The organism is Candidatus Bipolaricaulota bacterium (assembly GCA_035528115.1).
Lineage (GTDB): Bacteria > Patescibacteriota > Patescibacteriia > UBA11705 > DATKZF01 > DATKZF01.
In genome coordinates this window covers 505942-527706 of record DATKZF010000003.1, presented here as the reverse complement: position 1 = coordinate 527706, position 21765 = coordinate 505942, and the positions used below count along the sequence as shown (strand labels likewise).

The window sequence follows — 21765 nt, the reverse complement described above, 5'->3', positions numbered from 1 at the left end:
AATATTATTACGAGACGTTACCATAGATCATGGATCACGTATCATGGAGCATTTTTCCAAATTACATTCACCTATAGCTTTATGCCTGAGAATATTGTAATTCGTAACAAATAACCTGAAAGCTAAATAGAATATTGTAATTCGTAACATAAACGTATTTGTAATCATTCGTAACGATTCACAAAACCTAAAACCAAGGCTAGCTTATTAGAAGTAATAATTCGTAATATGAAAAGAGTCTTCAGCGGCATTCAGCCGAGCGGCGTAATTCATCTGGGCAATTATTTCGGCGCCATCAAAAATTGGATCAAATTCATCAATGAGTATGATTGTTTGTTTTGCATCGTTGATTTGCATGCTTTGACGGTTTATCAAGATCCGGAAAAGCTGAAAAGAAATACCTATAATTTGGCAAAGCTCTATCTCGCCGCCGGCCTTGATCCTAAAAAATGCTCACTGTTCATTCAATCGCAAGCGCCTGAGCACGCCGAGCTGGCCTGGATATTAAACACCATCACGCCAATGGCCGAGCTGGAGCGCATGACGCAATTCAAAGACAAGTCCCAAAAGCACAAAGAAAACATCAATACCGGCCTGTTTGATTATCCGGTGCTGATGGCGGCCGACATTTTACTCTATGGCACTGATGTCGTGCCCGTGGGAGAGGACCAAATCCAGCACGTGGAATTGACCAGAACAATCGCCAAAAAATTCAATAAAATTTACGGCGACACCTTCAAAATTCCCGAACCGATCGTGCCGAAATTAGGCGCTCGCGTCATGGGACTTGACGATCCGACCCAAAAAATGAGCAAGTCCGCCAAATCCGAATTGAATTACATCGCCATGACCGATACGCCGGAAGTCGTCAGAAAAAAAATAATGAAAGCGGTCACTGATTCCGGTTCTGACATCGTTTATGCCAAAGACAAACCCGCGCTTTCAAACTTGCTGACCATTTACCATCTGGTTTCCGGGGAAGAAATCAAAGAAATTGAAAAAAAGTACAAAGGCGCGGCTTATTCGGAATTCAAAAAAGATTTGGCTGAAAAAATCATAGAATTCCTGGTTCCGATTCAAGAAAGAATGAGAAACGTCGATGATAAAGAAGCGCAAAAAATTCTGGGACAAGGCTTGCGCGAAGCGAAAAAAATATCCGAAAAAACATTAGCGAGAGTCAAAAAAAACATAGGGTTAATAATTAACGAATAAACTATGAAAAAAGCAATTTTCGTTTTAGCAATGGCGGCTCTGGTTCTTTCGGGAGCGGCTTGCGCCGAAAAAACTCCGGTTGTAAACAAAACAGCGCAACCTGAAGTGGTGACTCCGGGAAAAACCATGATGACCATCTTGGAAGCCAAAAAAGTCGCCGACCTTGAAGCGAAAAAATGGGCGTCCGACGCGGTCGTGGAAAAGACTTTTCAATCGCCGCTCAATGAAGAAGGCACGAGCAACGCTTGGTTCTTCTACTATTGCTCGCCATCGCAAAACAAAATCAAATATCTGACGGTCAAGCAAGAAATGGTCGTCAGCTCGACCGATCAAGGCGAATGTTCTTATGAACAGCAAGGCGGCGAAGCCTTAAAGACCGACAGCCCGGCCATCTATAATCTGGCTAAAAGCGAAATCGACGCTTTCAAAGCGGCCAACCCGGACGCGATAGTGATCGTTTCTTTGCTGAGATATAACGGACTTGATTATCATTACATGTGGGAAGTTCAAGCCTTTCCCAATGACACTGACATGGAGCCGACAGTCATTATCTTAATGGATGACGACGGCAAAATAATCGATATCACCAAATACCCGGAAGCGTAAAAAAAGCTCAATATATCAAAAACAGGCCCTAAAATAGGGCTTGTTTTTTAATTGCGCAATGATTGACTTTTCTCCTCAAAGCTTCTAAACTTTCCATGGGCAATGACATACAAAGAAAGAGAGGCCATGATGCCTAATCTTCGCGGCAGGTTCATTTTACTCTCCGATTTGACGTTCGGAGACAACGGCAAAGGGTCTGTCTCTCTGCGTCTGGCTCAGCTGATGAAGCAGAGCCACAACCCGCGCATCAAATGGGCCATTCGGCCCAATGGCGGCGGCAATGCCGGCCATTCGTACAGAGACAGCTTCGGTCGACTCCAAAAAAGCCATTACCTGCCGCTGGCCGTGTTCGATCCCGACATCACGGCCATTTTGGCAGCTGGCATGGTCATCGACCCAGTCGCGCTGAAAAAAGAAATGACGGACCTGCGCGCCCAAGGAGTCAACGTCTCGCCAACCTTGATCGACGGTCGCGCTCAAGTCGTTTTGCCGATCTATCGTTCGGTCGAAGCGGCCATCGAAATTCTCATGGGCAATGACCGTATCGGCACCACGGGCAGCGGCATCGGCCCGACCTACGCCATGCAGGCATTCCGGGTCGGACCGACATTCTTTGAACTGCTTGAGAGCGGCGACAAAGCTGAACAGAGGCTCAAGCTGGCGTACGACCTCGCCAACGCCATCTTGCGCGGCTGCGGCCGGCCCGAAGAAAAATGCGAAGTGGACAATGTCATTGACTCCGTCCGAAAGCTGGGCGGTCGCGTCACGGACACCTTACGAGTAATCGATGAAATCAAACGCAACGGCGACATCGGCCTGATCGAACCGGGCCAAGGAGCTCTGCTTGATCGGCTGTTCGGGACGTACCCGTACGTCACTTCGTCATCAACGACCGCAGCCGGCCTGATCGCGCAAGCGGGATTGACGATAATGGACATCGCGTTCACGATCGGAGTATCCAAGCTCTACGCCACCAGAGTCGGCGGCGGGCCTTTTCCCGGCGAAGACAAATCCGACACCGGAGAGTCTCTGCGACAACGCGGCGCGGAATTCGGCGTCACCACCGGACGCCCTCGACGTTGCGGCCCGCTCAATCTCCCGCTCCTTCGACAAGGAATTCGGCTCTGCGCGCCGAACTTCCTGTGCTTTACGAAACTGGACGTGCTCGACAGTCAACCTAAAATCCCGGTCGTGGATACCTGGCAACTTCGCGGCGAGCGCTTCGCGTACCCGCCCGCTCGCATTGCTGACTGGGACCTGTGCGAGCCCGACGTTGTCAATTTCAACGGCTGGAAAAGCGGGACGGGCGCGGCCAGAAGTTTCAGTCAACTGCCGGACGAGGCGCAGGACTTCCTGCTTGGAGTCACAAATTCCTCGACCTCACACTTCCCGGACGCGCAGCTTGGCATCATCACTTGTGGCGAGCGCCTCGAGCAGATGGTCGTGACCGACGCTTTTCGTAACTTCCTCAACCGCTAGCCATGCTGGCGGTTTTTAAATTACCATTGACATTTCATCATTTTTTTGCTATAATTTCATTGATCTGAATAAGCCGGATGACCGCTCTTCTTCGCTCCTTGCTTTGTTTGAAGCCAAGAACGGCAACCCCCCTCGCAAACTAAGAGGGCTTGCCCTTCGAAGCTCGAGCGCAGCAAGGAGCGAAGGAGGGAGGAAAGTCCGAACACCATAAAAAATGATACCGGATAACGTCCGGGCGATGCCGAGATAACAAGACCCTATCTCAGACATAAGTTTCGTAATGAGATTGAGCGAATTTAGAGCGAAAATTGTGAAAGACGAAGAAGCATAATATGATTATTATGGTGACGAGTTTTGAACAATTTGCAGCCTAAATTCGCCAATTGAATAGAAAATTATTTCTGAGATAGGGTCGAAAGAAACTCGGCCGACGGCCAGTGCCACAGAGACTATACTAGTCGCGAAGCGACTATCCTGAGCGAGCATAGCGAGTCGAAGGATACATCTACACCCTTCGATTCGTCGCACTGCTCCTCACTCAGGGTGGCCGCTTCGCGGCCAAAGGTGAAAAGTGAGAAGAAAAAAAGTTAAATTGTTCACGTGACCATTTAAATCATACTTCTCTCCTTGGACGGCAACGTCCAAGCGTGGTAAACCCTATCAGGTGCAAGAGCAAATTTGGTAGCTCGCTTGAGTCCGGCAGCAATGTCGGACCTAGATAGATGGTCATCGACCTTCGCCAAGGCTTCGGCCGACAGGTTCTAAAATCTGCCGTTCGAATTCTTGGCGGAGGCCACAGAATTCGGCTTACAGGCTTATTTAGATCATTGGAAGCCAAATGACATTGCCAGACACCGATAAAACTGGCATAATGATAGTAGTCATTTATCTTCCAATAAAACCCATGCTATGATAAAAAAATCCGAATTAATTTTCGTCCTTATTAGGTTGGCGACAGACTATATTTTATTGTTGCTGGCCGCCATTACCGCGTATTTTTTAAGATTCAAGCAAGAAATTACCGAGATAAGACCGGTAATTTTTGATTTGCCTTTTGACAAATACATTATCGCGGCGCTCGTCGTCTCCGTCGTCTGGATTCTTTTCTTCTTTATAAGCAGACTTTACAATTTCAAAAAACCGACCTTGACCGATGAATTGGCGCGCATTTTCATGGCTTGTTCCACGGGCATGGCCGCCATTATCATTTACATGTTTTTCGTGCGAGAACTCTTTGAATCCAGATTCATTGTTCTGGCCGCCTGGATATTGAGCATTGTCTATATCGTGCTGGGCAGATTTATCATCAGAATGATTCAAAATCATTTGTACAAAACGGGCTGGGGCACTAACAAAGTCGTGCTGGTAGGCTATAACGCGTACACCCAGACGATCAAAGACACGATAAACAAGGAATCTTCGCTCGGACTCAAAATCATCGGACAAATCAAAGAAATCGATTCGACGGCCTTCGACAAGTTGGTCGAATGGCACAAAAAATATTTCATTGACGAAATCATTCAATCCGATCCCAACATTTCCAGAAAAGATTCCATCAAACTTTTGAATTTCGCCAAATACAATCACATCGTTTTCAAATACGCGGCAGGCCCTTTTGAGGCCAGGTCCACGAACATCGAATCCCACATGATCGGAGGCATTCCCGTGATTGAAATCAAAAAAACTCCGCTCGACGGCTGGAGAAAAATCATTAAGCGAACCGCGGACATTGTTTTCTCATTCATTTTATTGCTACTGCTTTCCCCCATTTTATTGTTGACAGCTCTGGCCATTAAAATCACGTCGCGCGGCCCGATAATTTACAAAAATGAAAGGGTCGGACAATACGGCAATAAATTTTTCGTTTACAAATTCAGATCCATGTACAATGAATTCAGCACGGATGAAAATACCAAGGCCGGAAAAAAGGCGCTTGAGTATGAAAATAAATTGATCAAGGAACAACGGGCGTCGCGGGGCGCGTTGTATAAAATCAAAAAAGATCCGCGAGTGACCAAGGTCGGCAAATTCATCAGAAAGTTCAGCATTGACGAATTGCCGCAATTTTTCAATGTGCTGATCGGCAACATGAGCCTGGTCGGCCCGCGTCCTCATCAGCCCCGAGAAGTGGCCAATTATTCTCAGGAGCAAACTCGAACCTTGGATATAAAACCCGGATTAACGGGTCTGGCTCAAATCAGCGGACGATCGGATCTGCCCTTTGACGAAGAAGCAAAAATGGACATCTATTATATTGAAAATTGGTCATATCGCCTTGATTTGTGGATTTTCTTGAAAACGCCATGGGTGGTGCTAAAAGGTTTATCGGCCATTTAATAATAAACGTCAATTTCAAGCCGCCCCGAATGGGGCGGCTTTTTTTATGCCATGAAACCTCATAATTTTAACCCTCCCCCCTTGTCCCCCCTCCCTTTTTATTGCTTATTTTAAAGGTCGGGGGGCAGGTTATGGACTAACGTCCGGTTCGCTTCGTCGTCCCCTTGCATTCGTCAGGGGTCTCCTCAGCGTTCCTTAATTTCTCAAAAGCAGGTAGCCGGCTACCTGCCTCTTTGGCCGGTTAAAATCGAACCTTGGTAAAACAATGAGGCAGATAAAAGGCAAAAGTCCTAATATCGACGAATCACGCGCGGATAGCACCGGGGGTCTGGGGGAAAATGCTGAGCCGTCGCGAGATTGTTAACATTAAATTGTCGCTTTACGAATCATTTTCCCCCAGCGCTTTCCTGCCTGCCGGCAGGCAGGTTGCCCACTTTTTGGCGTCAAAAAGTGGGTCGTCGAAGCGCCAAATGCGCGAGACGAAACAAGCCATCTCTTAATAATCCTTCTTGATTTATGTAATTTTAGATAAAATATGAATCCTTTTTACGTCCACGCTTGACAAATTCATTAAATTATGATATAATACCAAGTCACAATGAAACTTTGAAAACCAAGCGGACTTTTGGGAGAGAGTCAGCCAAGCCCTGAACAAAGCATAATTTTCGTTCAAGGCTATCGCGAAGCTGTGATTCGCGATCTGGCAGAATCTTTTCTGTCTATTTTTTTCCTTAAAGAGTCGCTGAAACCGGGATGTAGAGGAGAGAGAAAGCTAAAAAAGACAAGGGTAATTATTAATTTATATGACCCTTCAAATCTTTCTTTAGCACGCTCATCTACATCGTAGTTTCAGGGACACACAACCACCCCACCCCAAGGAGGGAATGAACATGGTTGCGATCACGAAAGAATCCGATCCCACCCCGACCCAGACGAAATGCGTGCTCGTCTCCGTGGAGCCACCACCGCTCGTGCTCAAGCGCATCGAGGAGTGCAACCGACGATCCTCCGTCAGCTCCCCCTGGGGCAGTTGGAGCGGGGGCCGAAAAATGGAATTCAACCGCCCCGGCGGCGTCCGCAAGGGACGGCCGGCGGACCAGGAGGCGCGGCGCAAGGCGCGGGCCGACAACGATCGCGAGATCCGACTCCAGAGCAAGGGCTCCGAGTCGGGCCAGACCGGGCTGCAGTCCCAGGCTCGTAAGGAGAAGGGCAAGAAGAGCAAGAAGAAGTAACCCTTTCCCCCACCCCACCCCTCCTCGTTCTTTCCCCCATCGGAGACAACCTCACCTAGGACGTCTCCGGCCAACCTGATTTTCGAAGATTAACTTGGAGACTCAGGCTGGCTGAGCGCGTACGGCGGCTCCTTCGGCCAAATAGGCTAAGGGAGCGCGCGCTCATTCTTTATCACCGAGAAAGGAGAGTATCAGTGCTCATAAAGAACGCGCCCAGCTAGCCGGGTGCGCCCAGAACGAGGCTAGCCGGCCATCAGGATGGCCGGACCGGAAACGGCGGATGAAGCGTCGCGCGACACGCGACCGCAGGACCCAGGAGCTTTCAGCTCCAACGCCAAAAAGGGTCCATCGCTCATCCGCCACAGGGGATCTCTCCCTGAAGAGTCCCCACCCCTTGCAACGCTTCGAACAAGCCGGACCTATTTGAAAAACGGCCGGCCATAGGAGTTGTGTAACAAGATAAAAAACTTGGGGGACGGTCTTCACTAATTTCGAAGACCGGTTCCATGGCAAGGGCAATCTACAAGGAGATGGAGTAGAGATGCTCATAATGAGGCAGCGTTGGGTATGACCGTGATGGGCGCCCGACGTGAAGAAGGCGCGACAGCGCTGATTGTCCATCCGGGGGACTTTGCGCAGCGGTTGGCTCCAACGGGCTGGTGAACCTTTCGGGGAGTAATCCTTGGGGTGTAGCCTTTCTCTGGAGTGACGGAGAGATCCGTTAATAACCGCTCCCGGGCATACGTGTGTCCGGCCCTCGTCAGCCTCGCCAGCAAAGCAAGGCGGTGTAACCTACCGTAAGTGGTGAAGCCGGTGGGAAAAACAAACTAGTTTTTCCCGCCTACCCGAATTTAATTAACGATTTGAAGTTACAAGTAATAAGTCATACATCGTATAGTTAAATTCGGGTAGGATTCGCGAGCGATTTACCCTGTCAGCATACTGTTTGCCAAAAACGAGATAGATGTTCTTTAAATCTCTCTCCAACTATCCAGTTTTTTGGCAACAGCATCTTGATCGGGTAAAATGGCAGGTTGATGCTAATCTAAAAGCGGCTTTCATGGCCGCTTTTTGATTTGGCGCGCGGACGAACGCGCGAACGCGCGTTGTAGAGACGCGCCATGGCGCGTCTCTACGTCCGAGGGCGGCCGCCCCCGGACGCCCGCGCGCCGAAAATAAATTCATGATATAATTAATTCAACAAAACAAAAAATTTTATGAAAAAGAAAATCATTGTTAAAATTTACGATTCTCCCGGAGAAAAAATCAAAAGCCTTCGCCGAAAAACCCGCAAAAAATCCGGCGTTTTGCATCGGCCGACGAAAAAGATAGCCAGCAAAAAAACATACAATCGCAGGCAAACCAAATTGGAAGTAAAAAAACAATTATCATAAAATAGCGAAAAGACAAGCTTTCCGCTATTTTAATACATTTGATATTTGGAACTTGGAATTTATTTTGCGTTATTCTATTTCTTGTATCACCACTCCCTTTTCCTTGCCCTTGTCATCGAATTCCAAATTGCTGGTGATCGGATTAAGCGACATGACGATCGTTTCCCCGGTCACCGCGTCCTTGGCTTCAATGGTGGTCGTCTCGGTCAATTTCATCAGCTTGCTGATGTCTTCCGAAAGCGGTCGCAAGCCGATTCTGAAATTGGCGTGGGACTCATTGATATTTTTGGGCAACCGGTTTATTTCCCAAACCACTTCACCTGTGTCCGCGTTAAAATTCATTTGTCCGACGCCAATTTTTTGCTCGCCCACCCAGCTGACTTTCTCGGCCAATTTTGTTTTGACTTTTATGTCCGTTATTTCATGCAAATTGTTTGAAATATCCCAATAAATCACATATTCCGTCTTCTTATTGGCTTGCGGCGGCAGAGGCCCTGAGCCCAAGGCATTGCCCTCGGCGTCATAATACAAAGCCTTGATGCCCAATTTCAAATCGCTGTTCAAACCTATTTCGAGCGCTGAGCTGTCGATTGTTCGAGCTTCATCCGGAAAGGACAGGGTCGAATGGAATTTAAGCTTTTGCGCGGAAAGACTGTCATTTGAAAAATCGCTCAAAGCGCTCAGCTTGGCCACCGGGATTTTAAAATCAATGACTTTTTCGCTGTTGGCCTGCAAGCCGGAAAGGCTCCATTTTATTTCTTTGCCGTTTTCGATATTCGCCTTAACGCCGCCGGCGAAATTGGAATTTTGCCAATCCAGCACGTCCACGGGTGATTGCTCGATGATCAATTTCGCGGTCAAATTTTCAAATGACTTATCGCCCGTGTTTTTGAAAATAATACTGCCGGTTAAATCATTGCCGAAACAAGTGTTGCTGTTTTCCGTTTTGCCGTTGATGATCAAATAGGTGAAAATTTCTTCATCCGAAAGCCTGATGGAAAATCCCTCTTCTTTTTGCAAAAACTTATTATCGAGCTTGCCCGGATACAAAACCTGCAAAGAAAATTTTTGCTCAATTTCGACTTCGGCCAAATTCAAGTCTTCGCCGAATTTGCCCTCGACCGATATTTCTTGCTTGTCCGATTCGGCGCCGATGTTTTCTATCAGCCATTCGTTATTCGTCGCCTGGGGCTGACTGGACAGCATTTGAAAATCAGCCGGCGCCGATAGTTTCAAAATGAATTTATCGTAATCGTTCTCCGAATTGTTTTGATAAGAAATAACCAAATTGATTTTTTGCCCGGGCGCGGCCGTTTCCGGACTGGAAACCTCAGTGTCTATTTCCGCGGGCAGAAGCTGGGTGTAAAAATTTTCACCCGTGGAAAATTCGGAGCTGAAATTCTCCGGCTGATAGCTCAAAGTCACGGCCATTTTTTGTTCGGAATCAGCTCGATCAATAAGCTTACCCGTTAATTTTATTTGCCCGGATTCCCCCACTTTCAATTTGTCAAAATGCCAATTGGTGCCATCGGTCTCAGGTATTTTTTCGATCAAATCAAAACCCTGGGGCAATTTGATAAAAACATTGACGTCATCGATATCAATATTTCCTTTATTTTCATAATTAATCAGATATGAAATTTCCTGGCCGATAATCGCCTCGGACGGACCGAGAATTTCAATATTTATTTTATCTTCGGAAAATTGCTGGCGCTTGTTGAAAACGAAAAATCCGAACACGCTGGCTCCGGCGATAATAGCCAATCCGCACAATGCCGAAAAAATTATCATTCTTTTCCTTCTGATTTTTCTTTTTTCCATGATCTGCGCCAGGATTTGCTCTTCTTCCTTAACCTCACCGTCAATCGGCGCATTATTTTTAAACAATTCGTCCGTTTGCTTGTAAATCGAGGCTATCGATTCAATGGCTTTCGAAGGTTTGGAAAAAAAACTGAACCCATGCCTTTTTTTAGACTGTTTTTTTTCTTTTCTGCTGAATCTTCCCGATTTATCGGCCGACTCAACGGCTTCTTTGCCTTTGTCTTTTTTTTCTTCTTGATTGTACGATTTTTTATCGATCATAATTTAGTTTTTTTGAGGTTCGAATACCAAACCGATCATTTGATCGGTGTCCAGATCCGCGTTTAACGTTCCTTTTGATTTACCGTCCAAAATAAAATCCTGAGGGTATGTCCAAGTTATTTGTTGTTTGCCCGGCAATATCACCGAAGCGCTGAGCCGGCTTTTCGCGCCCGATTGTTTTTGAATCAGCAAAGAATAATAATTCGCTTCTTGATCTTTTTTGAAAAGCGAATTGAAAATCGCGCCGAGGCCCTCGGACTTTTCCGGCATGGTTAATTGCCAAGGCAGCATGTACGAAATTTCAATTTGCGACTCCTCGCCGACTTTAGTTTCCACCCAATCAGCGAACACGGTTTTGCCTTCTTCTTCGTAAATTTGCAAGCCGGATAATTTGTCCACGCCGATCAATCTTTCTTCATCGGACAAAAACTCGTCTTGCTTCGCGCCCGCGGCCAATGGAAAAAATTCTCCGGCATCAATTTTGGAAAAACCTGAGGAATTAATGATTTGACTGCCCTGAGGCACGTAAATTTTCAAATACACTCTGTTGGTCGCGTTCTCAAAAACATTGTCCGGCGAGCCGTTATGGCGTCTTTTAACGGTCAAATGATTGATAATGAATCCGCGATTGTCGATTGACGAAACCAATTCCATGTCTTGTTTGATCGCCCCGTCGGTTTTCTGACCGCCGATATTGGCGGCCACCACGGCCAGATAATCCATGGACGTTTCCTTTACCTCGCCCGCCCAATTGTAATCCATGACCGCCGTTTCCATCTCGGGATCGTCCAAATACATCATGATGTCCTTTTTCGCGAAACTCCGGTTCAAGGTTTGAGCGATGTTCATCAAATTATTTTCTTTGGCCTCAAAAATGGCTTCAAGAAATTTCGGCGCCATGTCGGACAAAATCTGCTTTGGCCTGTTTATCGACCGATCGTATTCGAGTTCCACTGATTTTTGAATCTCGTCAATAAAATTGTCGGCATTGATTGATTTGCCATATTCCGATAAATCGATCGGCGGCAAATACGCCAATAATTCCTCGATCAATCCGGCGTTGATCGCGATGACTCCGTCCACGGTCTGTCCGCCGGCCGCTTCGTAAAACCAGGCCATTTTTCGCGCGGAAGAAGGAAAATCGAAAAACCAATTCGAATCCTGAAATTCCCAACGATTATTGATCAATAAAAGGGGCTTTGGCGGGATGATTTTTTCCAGCAAGCCGCCTTGCAAATCATACGAACCGCCGCCGGGCATGTCGATATTCTTAATTTCGCCTTGATATATGTCCACCATCGCGTAACTGCCTATAAATCCTCCGGTCGGTCTGAGCTCGCGATCGTTTTGGAAAACCACCAAATATCTTTTTTTCTGCGAATCGCCGAGAACTTCCAGCAAAAAATCGGATAATGAATCTATCGTTTTCAAATCGGCGACGAATTTTTCAATCAATTCTTTGGCCTGTTCGAATTGTTCTTTGTTTTCTTCCGGCACCGCGTTCGGATTTATTTTTTTTATTTTTTCCGCGGTCTCCTCGGCGATCGGCAAAAGATTCGCGCTATCTTCCTTAATGCGGGCGATTTTTACCGTGATTGACGACGAGTCATTGTAAAAAAAATCGAATATTTCCGAGATCGATCGGCCCAAAACCGATAAATTTTCTCCCACGATCAATAAATTCTCGGCGTCTCCGAGAGTCTTGCCTTCGACGGGAATCATTTTCAAAATCGGTTGGAGCAAAACATTGATATCGTCCAATTGCTCTTTTGCAGAACTGAAATTGCCGCCGGCGCTACTGAAATATTGTCCCGCTTTCGCCAAATTTTTCCCGGCCGCGCTGTCCTGAGCCGTTTTCAGATCATTCAAACCGCCCGTGGCCAAGCCGATCACGCTTTCTTTAGTTTTATTCAATTTATAATAATTGCCGAAAGCTTGAATGGGACCGGCCACGATCAATGAAAAAACAATAAATCCGGCCAAAGCCTTTACCCAGCCGAGCGGCAAAATGAAAAGCTTGGGTTTGGTGAATTGCTCGCTTAATTCTTCTTTTAATAATTTGACCGGCGCGAAATCGTCGCAAGTATCGCGAGAAATCGTGAAAGAATCCGTCTCTTCCTCGATAATTTCTATTCTGTTTTTCAAATCAAGCAAATGCGCTGATACTTTCGGTTGAGGTTTATTGTAAACGAAAACATTCGGCCTGTCTTTTTTCTCCAAAGAAGCTTTATTTAAAATAAAATCAGCGCCGATGTCAGACATCGCTTCGCCGGCGATCAATTTGGCCAATTCTTTCGACGAATCTTTTTTGGCCAGCTCTGTCCGCTTGCTTGCTTTAATCGGCGAGACAGTCCTTTTTTTTGTCACAACCCTTTTTTTGGATTTGACCGGTTTTGTTTTGGCCGCGATTTTTTTCTTAACCGTTTTTTTCGCCGAATTTTTTTTGGCCGAAGCTTTTTCAACCGGTTTTTTTATTTTAGCTTTTTTGACTCCGGTTGTTTTTTTTATTTTGGCCGACTTTGCCATAATTATTTATTTTTATAAATCCGTTCGTAAACGTCCAGCGTCTTTCGAGCGCAATCTTCCCACGAATATTTTTTTATTTGTTCAAACCCTTTGGCAACCATTTTTGAACGCTTGTCATTGTCCGTTAAAACTTCGAATATTTTTCGCGCCATTTCATTTTCGTCTTCGGGATTGAAATATTCGGCCACGTCTCCCAAAACTTCGGGCAAACTGCTGGTGTTTGAAGAAACGACCGGCGCGCCGCAGGCCATGGCTTCAATGCCGATCAGACCGAATCCTTCGATGAACGAAGGAATGACATAAGCGGCCGCGGCATTGTAAAAAAGAGGCAATTCCTTTTCCGGAATGAATCCGGGCAAAACAATGTCCTTGGCCAGACCCAATTTTTCCCAAGTCTGGCGAACCTCCGGATAATGAGGATCTTCATTGCCGCCCAGCACCAATTGATAGTCCAATTTGTATCGCGTTTTAAGCAATTGAAAAGCTTTCAGCAGGCCCGGCAAATTTTTATGGTTTCTCCACACGCCAACGTAAAAAATGAAGGGCTTTTTTATCCCGTATTTTTCTTTCAACTTATTTATTATACCATGATTTTCAATTTTTCGAAAATGCTTTTTTACCCCCAGGTGAGTTACCAACAGCTTATCCTCAGGAACGTGAAAATACTTGATCACATCGTTTTTTGTGCTTTGCGACACGCAGATGACTTGGCGGGCTCTTTTGACCGAATTCTTGAAAATCAGCCGAAATCCGGCTCGCCGAAGCCATGACGACATGCGATGTCCCGGGAAGTGATAAGGGGTCACATCATGAATGGTGACCACGGACGGTTTGAAATAAAAAAGCGGAGAATTAAAATGCGGGAAATGGATGATATCGATTTTTTCCCTCATCAATTGAAAAGGCAAAATCAGCTGTTCTCCATAACCGTACCAACGCGGGGTGACTTTGGCTTTTTTAACGTTCGCATAAGGGATTTGATATTCGGAAAATTGCGGTTCTCTCAAAAACAAAACGTATTCGTTCTTTCGATCGATTTCAAAAAGCGCCTCGGTCAGATTTTTAATGTAATTGCCGATGCCGGTCTGCTGACTGCCGTACATTCGAGCGTCAATGCCTATGCGCATAATTTATTTAACAATAATGGGTAATAAGAAACCGGAAATTAGAAATTGGGGATGGAGAAATCTATTCCGAAGAATTAGGAAAAGATCTCTCCGCTTCGGTCGAGATGACAACAGCGTCGGCCTTGTTTCTCTGTTTTTCCGTCTCATGTTCTTTTGTTTCATGATAGGTGATCCCCGCCTTCGCTCTTAAGCTACGGCGGGCAGGCATGATACGTGCTATGTGCTCCATGATATGTGATCCATGAATTTGTCAATCCCGCCGTCCTATGCTAATTTTATCATATCAACCAAGGAGGACGCCATGCCAAGCGACATTATCCGAGACAGAACTCCGATCGACAAGTTGCGGGAGAGGCTCCCCCAACACTGCCGACCGGAAGCGCCCATCAGCTTCATCTGCGAAAACGGCCGCGAAGTGGCTGTTATCATGGGCATCAACAAATACAACGCCCTGGCCAACGGCAAGGAGAACGCTCATGCCGCGCAAACCTGAATTCAGTCATTCCCTGGCGGATCTCAGGCGTGGGTAGAACGAATCACGCCGGACTCATCTCCGCACATCTTCGCTGACGCGGACGACAACGGCGATACTTACCACCGCATGGTCGTCATGGGATTCAACACATACGAAGAATTCGCGCGCATCGCCGCGCAGGCCGAGCGCCCGCGACAATAGCTTCAGCCATGCTGTCGCTATTTTAAATTTATTCGCATAGCCAAGCTATTTGGAAGTTCATATCCGTAGCAAACGATTACACCCAAACATAGCTTGTCCTATTAGAATTAACTATCCGTAGCATTAATTTATCAATTTTAAAAATTTCTCCGCCGCTTCCGGCCACGAAAATTTCGAAGATTGCACGAACCCTTTGCCGATCAGACTGACTCTCAAATTTTTGTCTCGCAAAACTTCCTTCATGGCGAAAAACAAATCCACTATGCTGTAAGGATCGATCAACAGCGCCGCGTTCTCGCAAATTTCCGGCAACGAGGCCACATGGCTGGAAATAACCGGACATCTCGAAGCCATGGCTTCAATGGGCGGAAAACCGAAACCTTCGTAAAAAGACGGATAAACGAAAACATCGGCCAGCGCCAAAATATTGGGTTTGTCCGACGCCGGAATGTAGCCGATAAAAATTATATCTTTGGCCAAATCTGTTTTCGCGGCCAGCTCGAAAATCTTTTTGTACTTCCAGCCTTTGCCGCCGGCGATAATCAATTTGTGAGGCGCCTCGGTTTGCTTTTTGAGCATGGCAAACGCTTGGATGAGCGTTTCAATATTCTTTCTGGGCTCCAGAGTGCCCAAGCTCAAAATGTAGCGCTCGGGCAAATCGTATTTTCTTTTTATTTCTCCGTTTTTTGACTTGTCCAAATTAATATCAATGCCCGAATGAATAACCTCTATTTTATTGGGGTTCAAATTGTATTCTTGAATCAAATCTTTTTTAGTGTTGGCGGAAACCGAAATTATTTTTTCCGCGCGCTCGAAGATTCTTTTTGGCCTGACCGCCTTGTGCCATAATTTTTGTCTGGTTGAAAAAAAATACGGAAAAATTTCAAAAGATAAATCATGGCAAGTGACCATATATTTGCATAGCGGGGATACCGACAAAAAATTGATGTTGGGGAAAAAAAACTGATGAATTTTAGTCTTGCATTGAGTCTCGACCAGCGAATCCAAAAAAGGCCGGCCGAACACCCCTAGCGACAAATTCAAAAATTTATTGGGAATCTTGAATCCGCAGAGCGTGACGTTTTCAGCTTCCAGCTTTTTAATATGCCCCAAAAACGGCTCGCTTTGATTGTAAAATAAAAAATATTGATTATTGCGATCAATATCGAAAATCGACTTTAAAAGATTAAAAGTGTATTCTCCGACGCCGGTCAGCCGCTCCTCCAGGAGGCACCGAACGTCGATGGCGATGTTTTTCATATCGGATCGTTAATCCATTAGCGGCTGGCTGGAAATCAATTCTTTCATTTTATTCCTGAATATTTCCAAATCGAAATTTTGAGCGTGCGCTCTGATCGTTTCAGGGTCAAACGATTTTTCGTCAAAGCTCAGGACGCGATAAGCGAGATCTTCCCAATTTTGCCTGTCGAAAAAAATTCCGGTTTCATTGTCAATGACCGTGTCGAGCGCGCCGCCGGCTCGAAAAGCGATTACTGGACGGCCGCTGGCCATGGCCTCGATGCTGGTGATGCCGAAATCTTCTTCCTGCGGATTGATGAACGCTTTGCTGTCCGCGAAAAGTTCAGCCTTTTTAGAATCCGAAACTTTACCTAAAAATTCAATGTTGTTTTTGGCCAGTTTCATCAAATTCTTTTTTTCCGAACCGTCGCCGAATATTTTCAGCGGCATATTGAGTCGATTGAACGCGGTAATGGCCAAGTCAAACCTTTTGTACGGCACCAACCGGCCACCGGCCAAAAAATATTTTTTGGGCCGAGAGCTGATGAAAAATTTGGAGGTTTCCACCGGAGGAAAAATAACTCGACTGTCTTGTCCGTAATATTTTTTTATTCTTTGCGCGACCACATTGGAATTGGCCACGAAGACATCCACTCTGTCAGCGGCCATTCTGTCCCATAAGCGCAATTTGCTCAAGGCAATGGGCAGGAATTTTTTCACCAAGCTATTTTTTCTCAAAGTGTCCACGTATTTCTGGCTTTCAATCCACAAATACCTGGTGGGCGTGTGGCAATAACAGATGTGCTTGGCGGTCGGCTTGGTAATGACGCCCTTGGCGAAATCCGAACAGCTGGAGATGATCAAATCAAACTCGCTCAAATCGTGCTTTTCCGTAGCCGCGGGCATCCACATTAAAAACCATTGAAATTTGCTGACGCCAAAAGGCAATTTTTGAAGAAAAGACGTCCTGATTTCTTTATTGCCCCAAAAAGACTGAGTCTTATTTTTATTATGTACCAAGGTAAAAACCGGACTTTCCGGAAACATCTCGCACAAGGCGGCCAGCACCTTTTCAGCTCCGCCTTCCTGCACCAAATTGTCGTGAATAAGCGCTATTTTCATAATATTCAGAAAGTTTTTAGCACAAACATTATACCGCAATTACTCCAAAAATAAAAACAACTCCCAATGAGCATTTTTTTGCGAATTTTTACGCTTTTTTATGTTATAATAATACAGACACGTGCGCCCAGATCGACAGGAGGATTCAAGTGAGCTCCGAGGTCCTGAGGGTCTAGGAATGGACCCAGAAAAATCCGTTGTGCCGGGCAAAGTTGCCAATCGCACAACCGAAGCCGGAAAGGAGGCCTTAACCGGTACGCCGGAGAGACAATCTCTCTCCCGCTACGTGGCCGCCGAGTCGTCGCCCAAGGGCGGCTTTAGAGCGGGCAGCGCCGGCTTGTCCGGCGGAGGCTGGGAAAGGACCGCCATGGACATCCGCAAACGCGAAATCGCAAAGCGCGTGGCGATCGTCTATTGGTTGTGCGTGCTGCTGGCATTCAAAAACCGGTAGCCACCAGGGCTAAAACCCCAACCGATCTGGTGCCCGAAAGGTTCCAAGTACCGGCACTGAAAGGGGGCGGGAAAGGAATCTTTCACTGCGGCCTTTACCGAAATCGCAAATTCGGCGCGCGTCAATTCCGGGGATCGCCAAAGACGATTCCCGGACATTTATTTTAAATCGCTCCACATATTTTCAAACATGGTTTTCATGTTTTGCGCCACCAGTTCGTTTTGAATTAAAACGAATCTTTGCTCATCTTCAATATCGCCGAAAGCGACGTAATCTCCAAAAATCAAAACCTCCGATTTATCCGGCCACATGGCGTCAGGCGCGAGTTTGATTTTTAATTTGGAATTTTTACCGGTTAAGCCGTCCAATTCCTTCAAATATTTTTCATCGCGCTGGGGCACAATGGCCAAATAAGATTCATTGACGTTCTCCAGCATGGATTCCACATGCGCTCTGGGCAAATATTGGTGAAGCGACGTGATGTTGTAAATATTCTGGTGTTTTTTTTCAAAAATCTTTTTTCTGATTTCCAGCACGCCTTCGTAACCTTGATAAACTCCGGCCGCTTTTTCTTTCTTGCCTCCGGATTGAGTATAAAGCCAATTCAAATTAAGCATCACCTTGTCGATTTTATCGCGGCTTAATTCGGCTCTGGCCTTTTTCTCTTGAAGACTGGCCAGCACATGTTCCGGGTCTTTGGCTTGATAATAAAAAACATCTCCGACTTTATTTTTTAAGATCAATTCTCTGTCGGCCAATGAATCCAAAGCCACCAAAAAACTCCCGAGAACATCCGGCGAAGCGGCCAATTCGCTGATTTTCGCTTCTCCGGCCGACAACAATTTCAAATAAGCTTCGGCTTCTTTTTCGAAAAGTCCGAATTCCATCAATTGTGTTTTCAATTTGTGCATGTTATTCGCAGCCCATATTAATTATATTTTTTAGCGCCCTCCCAGGCCAGCGAAAAAAGAAGTTTGAAGCTTTCCGCAATTTTCGCGTTATTTATAATTATACCGTGCAATGTGTTTTTTAACGAAGCGATCGCGATTTTATTACCGTAAATGGTCACGTCGCTTTGAAACGGAAAATAATCGTAAGGCACGAACCTGCGCTCACGCAGGCGCGTGACATCGTCTTCGAAATACATTTGCCCCGCCTTTTTGGTGTAAATGATTTTAGACCTGATGCCTTCTTTAACTCTGAGCTTGGAATAATTTTTGTAAATATCGGGAAAAACGTCGAAGACTAAATCCAAACAATAAAAACCGAACATGACTTGCTCGCGACTGTATAAAATGTCCCTTTGCATTTCTTCCAAGCCTTCCAGTCCTTCAAAAAGTCTGATTTTGGGTTTTTCCAGAGAAATATTATACAAGGCCTTCAGCTCGGGCAGCATGTCGAAAAAGACTTGCTGCTGCTTTTTGATTTCTTCTTCTTTGGCCTCAATCAATTTGTAAAAATTTTCAGGCTTTTCCGCCACGAAAAAAATCTTGCCTTGCTTTTCATGGGAAACAATCATACCCCGCTCAATCAAATTGCGCACATGATTATAAGTGGTGGTTCTGTTGATTTCCGCGCTTTCGGCCAGATCTTGAACCGTGGCAAGTCCGAGCTGCAAAGCGGATACGTAGACTCTGGCCTCCTTGTCATTTAACCCCAGAGCTTGCAAATCTTGAATCAGTTGCATAATTTTCTAAAAACTTACAAAATATCAGTCAACTTTATTTTATCATAAATTTACGAAAACAAAGAACCGCCATGCAGAGACGCGCCATGACGCGTCTCTGCATGGCGGTTCCACCCAAAAACGGTTTTTTAAAAACCGTTTTTCAATTATTGAATAATAAATTTCAAAATCAAACCACGAAATTGATCAACCTATCCTTAACGAAAATCGTTTTCTTTATTTTTTTATCTTTAAGCGCCTGCTTGACCTTTTCCAATCCCAAAGCGTCTTCCTTGGCCTCATCTTCGGAGATGCCGGCCTCGGCCTCAAAACTCACTTTAAGCTTGCCATTGATCTGAACCACGATTTTCACTTTTTCTTCCACGATCTTATCCTTGTCATACTCCGGCCAAGCCACGGAACAAATCGATCTTTTCTCACCCATTTCACTCCACAGCTCTTCGGCCAGATGAGGGGCGAACGGCGAGAGCAAAATCAGATATTTTTTCCAAGTGTCTTTGGACACGACTTTTTTCTCTTCAAAATCATTGAGCAAAATCATCAGAGCGGAAACGCAAGTATTGAATCTCATTTTATCGATGTCCTCGGTGACCTTTTTTATGGTCTGATGCAAAAGCATCAAAGTGTTCGGATCATCTTCATGACCGTTGTTTTTGAACGCTTTGAAATTATAGACCCGATCCAAAAATCGGCGCGCGCCGTTAAGACCGCTGGTTGACCAGGAAATGGCCTGGCCGTACGGCCCCATAAACATTTCATAAACGCGCAAAACATCAGCTCCGTATTCTTTGATAATTCCATCAGGATTAATGACATTGCCCCTGGATTTGGACATTTTCTGGCCGTCTTCGCCCAAAATCATGCCGTGCGAGCGACGCGCCGCGTACGGTTCTGCAGTCGGCACTTGGCCAATATCGTATAAAAATTTGTGCCAAAATCGAGAATACAGCAAATGCAAAGTGGTGTGCTCCATGCCGCCGTTGTACAAATCAACGGGCAGCCAATATTTCAATTTGTCCGGATCGGCAAAAGCTTTATCGTTTTTCGGATCGCAATAGCGTAAAAAATACCAGGAACTGCCCGCCCAATTCGGCATGGTGTCAGTTTCCCTTCTGGCTGGGCCGCCGCATTTCGGACATTTGACGTTCACCCATTCTTTAATATTCGCCAAGGGAGACTCGCCGGTCTCAGTCGGTTTGTAATTATCGACTTTGGGCAAAACCACGGGCAAATCTTTTTCCGGGATTGGCACTTCCCCGCATTTTTTGCAAAAAACGATCGGGATGGGCTCGCCCCAATAATGTTGACGCGAAAAAACCCAATCTCTCAATTTATAATTGACCGCGTACTTGCCGGCCTCGTTTTTTTCCAACCAAGCGATCATTTTGTCTTTGGCTTCCTCGACCGTCAGACCGTTTAGAAAGTCGGAATTGATTAATTCACCCTCTCCCGTGTATGCTTGCTCGGTTATATTTCCACCTGTAATCACTTCCACAATCGGCAATTTATAAGCGGTCGCGAATTCAAAATCCCGCTCATCATGAGCCGGCACGGCCATGATCGCGCCCGTGCCGTAATTGGCTAAAACATAATCGGCGATCCAAATCGGCAATTCTTCTCCATTGACCGGATTGATGGCAAAAGCGCCGGTGAAAACGCCCGTCTTTTCCTTGCCGGTTTCGGTTCTTTCCAAATCGGATTTCTTTCTGGCCGCCAATTGGTATTTTTCGACCTTGGCTTTTTGAGCCTTGGCCGTTATTTTTGAAACCAATTCATGCTCCGGCGAAAGCACCACGTAGGTGGCGCCGAAAAGCGTGTCCGGCCTGGTCGTGAACACCGTTATTTTCTTATCCGAATCTTTGATTTTAAAATCCACTTCCGCGCCATAGCTCCTGCCGATCCAATTGATCTGCGCGGATCTGACGCTCTCGGGATAATCCACGGTGGACAAATCTTCAATCAAACGATCGGCGTATTCGGTGATCTTCAAAAGCCATTGCTCCATGTCTCGTCTTTCCACCTGATGGCCGCAACGCTCGCATTTGTTGTCTATCACTTCTTCATTGGCCAAACCGATTTTGCATGACGGGCACCAATTGATGGCTATTTTCTTTTTATAAGCCAAACCGTTTTCGTAAAGTTTCAAAAAAATCCACTGCGTCCATTTGTAATATTTGGGATCGGTGGTGTTTATTTCCCTTGACCAGTCAAAACTCAAGCCCAGACTTTTGATTTGCTGAGTGAATCTTTTAATGTTTTGCGAGGTGGCCAGCTTCGGATGAATGCCCGTCTTGATGGCGTAATTTTCCGTGGGCAAACCAAAAGCGTCCCAGCCGATGGGAAATAAAACATTATAGCCTTCCATTCTTTTCTTTCTGACAATGACATCCATGGCCGTGTAGCTTCTCGGATGACCCACGTGAAGTCCCTGGCCTGACGGATAAGGAAATTCTATCAGACAATAATATTTGGGCTTGTCGGTTTTATCAAAATCCAAAGCCTGAAAGACCTCTTTTTCTTCCCATAAGTCTTGCCATTTTTTTTCGATTTTTTGATGATTATACTTTTTCATAAGGTTACAAATTACAAATCCGT

General features: G+C 45.8%; 16 protein-coding genes and 1 other RNA gene. 9 read left to right on the top strand and 8 right to left on the bottom strand.

What is annotated here, in order from left to right; all coding sequences use genetic code 11:
* The first annotated feature begins 228 nt into the window (after positions 1–228).
* The 7 genes from trpS (at position 229) to VMX18_04505 (ending at position 8260) form a co-directional block, all read left to right on the top strand.
* Complete coding sequence (trpS, locus tag VMX18_04535) at positions 229–1212, top strand: tryptophan--tRNA ligase (GenBank protein ID HUT22627.1); 984 nt, start codon at positions 229–231, stop codon at positions 1210–1212.
* Positions 1213–1215: 3 nt separating this feature from the next.
* Positions 1216–1818 carry a hypothetical protein gene (locus tag VMX18_04530; protein HUT22626.1) on the top strand — a complete coding sequence of 201 codons (603 nt, stop codon included), beginning with the start codon at positions 1216–1218 and terminating at the stop codon, positions 1816–1818.
* A gap of 102 nt (positions 1819–1920) precedes the next feature.
* Positions 1921–3297 carry an adenylosuccinate synthetase gene (locus VMX18_04525; GenBank protein HUT22625.1) on the top strand — a complete coding sequence of 459 codons (1377 nt, stop codon included), beginning with the start codon at positions 1921–1923 and terminating at the stop codon, positions 3295–3297.
* Between the two features lie 65 nt (positions 3298–3362).
* Positions 3363–4123, top strand: an RNA gene (rnpB, locus tag VMX18_04520) — RNase P RNA component class A.
* A gap of 83 nt (positions 4124–4206) precedes the next feature.
* A complete protein-coding gene (locus tag VMX18_04515; protein ID HUT22624.1) occupies positions 4207–5634 on the top strand; it encodes a sugar transferase in 1428 nt (475 codons plus the stop codon).
* An 890-nt stretch (positions 5635–6524) separates the two neighbouring features.
* Positions 6525–6866 carry a hypothetical protein gene (locus VMX18_04510; protein HUT22623.1) on the top strand — a complete coding sequence of 114 codons (342 nt, stop codon included), beginning with the start codon at positions 6525–6527 and terminating at the stop codon, positions 6864–6866.
* A gap of 1217 nt (positions 6867–8083) precedes the next feature.
* The gene (locus VMX18_04505; GenBank protein HUT22622.1) at positions 8084–8260 is read left to right on the top strand and encodes a hypothetical protein; all 177 of its coding nucleotides are present in this window, start codon (positions 8084–8086) and stop codon (positions 8258–8260) included.
* A gap of 69 nt (positions 8261–8329) precedes the next feature.
* Here the strand turns inward: VMX18_04505 and VMX18_04500 are convergent, their stop codons facing one another.
* Genes VMX18_04500 through VMX18_04490 form a run of 3 tightly spaced genes read right to left on the bottom strand, consistent with a single transcriptional unit; the run spans position 8330 to position 13995 of the window.
* Positions 8330–10342: a hypothetical protein gene (locus VMX18_04500; protein ID HUT22621.1), complete on the bottom strand. Its 2013-nt coding sequence runs from the start codon at positions 10340–10342 to the stop codon at positions 8330–8332.
* A gap of 3 nt (positions 10343–10345) precedes the next feature.
* Positions 10346–12868: a DUF4012 domain-containing protein gene (locus tag VMX18_04495; GenBank protein ID HUT22620.1), complete on the bottom strand. Its 2523-nt coding sequence runs from the start codon at positions 12866–12868 to the stop codon at positions 10346–10348.
* A gap of 2 nt (positions 12869–12870) precedes the next feature.
* Positions 12871–13995, bottom strand: coding sequence for a glycosyltransferase family 1 protein (locus VMX18_04490; GenBank protein HUT22619.1), 1125 nt, complete (start codon positions 13993–13995; stop codon positions 12871–12873).
* Between the two features lie 241 nt (positions 13996–14236).
* Here VMX18_04490 and VMX18_04485 point away from each other — a divergent pair, with 241 nt between their 5' ends.
* Positions 14237–14488, top strand: coding sequence for a hypothetical protein (locus VMX18_04485; GenBank protein HUT22618.1), 252 nt, complete (start codon positions 14237–14239; stop codon positions 14486–14488).
* Positions 14489–14794: 306 nt separating this feature from the next.
* Here VMX18_04485 and VMX18_04480 read toward each other — a convergent pair whose 3' ends face one another.
* Together VMX18_04480 and VMX18_04475 are read right to left on the bottom strand one after the other, a co-directional pair.
* The gene (locus tag VMX18_04480) at positions 14795–15931 is read right to left on the bottom strand and encodes a glycosyltransferase family 1 protein (protein HUT22617.1); all 1137 of its coding nucleotides are present in this window, start codon (positions 15929–15931) and stop codon (positions 14795–14797) included.
* Between the two features lie 9 nt (positions 15932–15940).
* A complete protein-coding gene (locus VMX18_04475; GenBank protein ID HUT22616.1) occupies positions 15941–17032 on the bottom strand; it encodes a glycosyltransferase in 1092 nt (363 codons plus the stop codon).
* 178 nt (positions 17033–17210) lie between these two features.
* Between VMX18_04475 and VMX18_04470 the strand changes: the two genes are divergently transcribed.
* The gene (locus tag VMX18_04470) at positions 17211–17483 is read left to right on the top strand and encodes a hypothetical protein (GenBank protein HUT22615.1); all 273 of its coding nucleotides are present in this window, start codon (positions 17211–17213) and stop codon (positions 17481–17483) included.
* A gap of 158 nt (positions 17484–17641) precedes the next feature.
* Here the strand turns inward: VMX18_04470 and VMX18_04465 are convergent, their stop codons facing one another.
* From VMX18_04465 to leuS, 3 genes are all read right to left on the bottom strand, one after another.
* Positions 17642–18394: a hypothetical protein gene (locus VMX18_04465; protein HUT22614.1), complete on the bottom strand. Its 753-nt coding sequence runs from the start codon at positions 18392–18394 to the stop codon at positions 17642–17644.
* A 17-nt stretch (positions 18395–18411) separates the two neighbouring features.
* The gene (locus VMX18_04460; protein ID HUT22613.1) at positions 18412–19170 is read right to left on the bottom strand and encodes a helix-turn-helix domain-containing protein; all 759 of its coding nucleotides are present in this window, start codon (positions 19168–19170) and stop codon (positions 18412–18414) included.
* 169 nt (positions 19171–19339) lie between these two features.
* Entirely contained in the window at positions 19340–21742 is a 2403-nt protein-coding gene (leuS, locus tag VMX18_04455) for a leucine--tRNA ligase (GenBank protein ID HUT22612.1), read from the bottom strand.
* Between the last annotated feature and the right edge of the window lie 23 nt (positions 21743–21765).

Bases quoted from the DNA above. Each gene is read 5' to 3' on its own strand.
- VMX18_04505 (HUT22622.1), top strand. From the start codon at position 8,084: ATGAAAAAGAAAATCATTGTTAAAATTTACGATTCTCCCGGAGAAAAA.
- VMX18_04480 (HUT22617.1), bottom strand. From the start codon at position 15,931: ATGAAAAACATCGCCATCGACGTTCGGTGCCTCCTGGAGGAGCGGCTG.
- VMX18_04475 (HUT22616.1), bottom strand. From the start codon at position 17,032: ATGAAAATAGCGCTTATTCACGACAATTTGGTGCAGGAAGGCGGAGCT.
- VMX18_04515 (HUT22624.1), top strand. From the start codon at position 4,207: ATGATAAAAAAATCCGAATTAATTTTCGTCCTTATTAGGTTGGCGACA.
- VMX18_04490 (HUT22619.1), bottom strand. From the start codon at position 13,995: ATGCGCATAGGCATTGACGCTCGAATGTACGGCAGTCAGCAGACCGGC.
- VMX18_04485 (HUT22618.1), top strand. From the start codon at position 14,237: ATGAATTTGTCAATCCCGCCGTCCTATGCTAATTTTATCATATCAACC.
- trpS (HUT22627.1), top strand. From the start codon at position 229: ATGAAAAGAGTCTTCAGCGGCATTCAGCCGAGCGGCGTAATTCATCTG.
- VMX18_04470 (HUT22615.1), top strand. From the start codon at position 17,211: ATGGACCCAGAAAAATCCGTTGTGCCGGGCAAAGTTGCCAATCGCACA.
- VMX18_04460 (HUT22613.1), bottom strand. From the start codon at position 19,170: ATGCAACTGATTCAAGATTTGCAAGCTCTGGGGTTAAATGACAAGGAG.
- VMX18_04530 (HUT22626.1), top strand. From the start codon at position 1,216: ATGAAAAAAGCAATTTTCGTTTTAGCAATGGCGGCTCTGGTTCTTTCG.
- VMX18_04500 (HUT22621.1), bottom strand. From the start codon at position 10,342: ATGATCGATAAAAAATCGTACAATCAAGAAGAAAAAAAAGACAAAGGC.
- VMX18_04495 (HUT22620.1), bottom strand. From the start codon at position 12,868: ATGGCAAAGTCGGCCAAAATAAAAAAAACAACCGGAGTCAAAAAAGCT.
- VMX18_04525 (HUT22625.1), top strand. From the start codon at position 1,921: ATGACATACAAAGAAAGAGAGGCCATGATGCCTAATCTTCGCGGCAGG.
- VMX18_04465 (HUT22614.1), bottom strand. From the start codon at position 18,394: ATGCACAAATTGAAAACACAATTGATGGAATTCGGACTTTTCGAAAAA.
- VMX18_04510 (HUT22623.1), top strand. From the start codon at position 6,525: ATGGTTGCGATCACGAAAGAATCCGATCCCACCCCGACCCAGACGAAA.
- leuS (HUT22612.1), bottom strand. From the start codon at position 21,742: ATGAAAAAGTATAATCATCAAAAAATCGAAAAAAAATGGCAAGACTTA.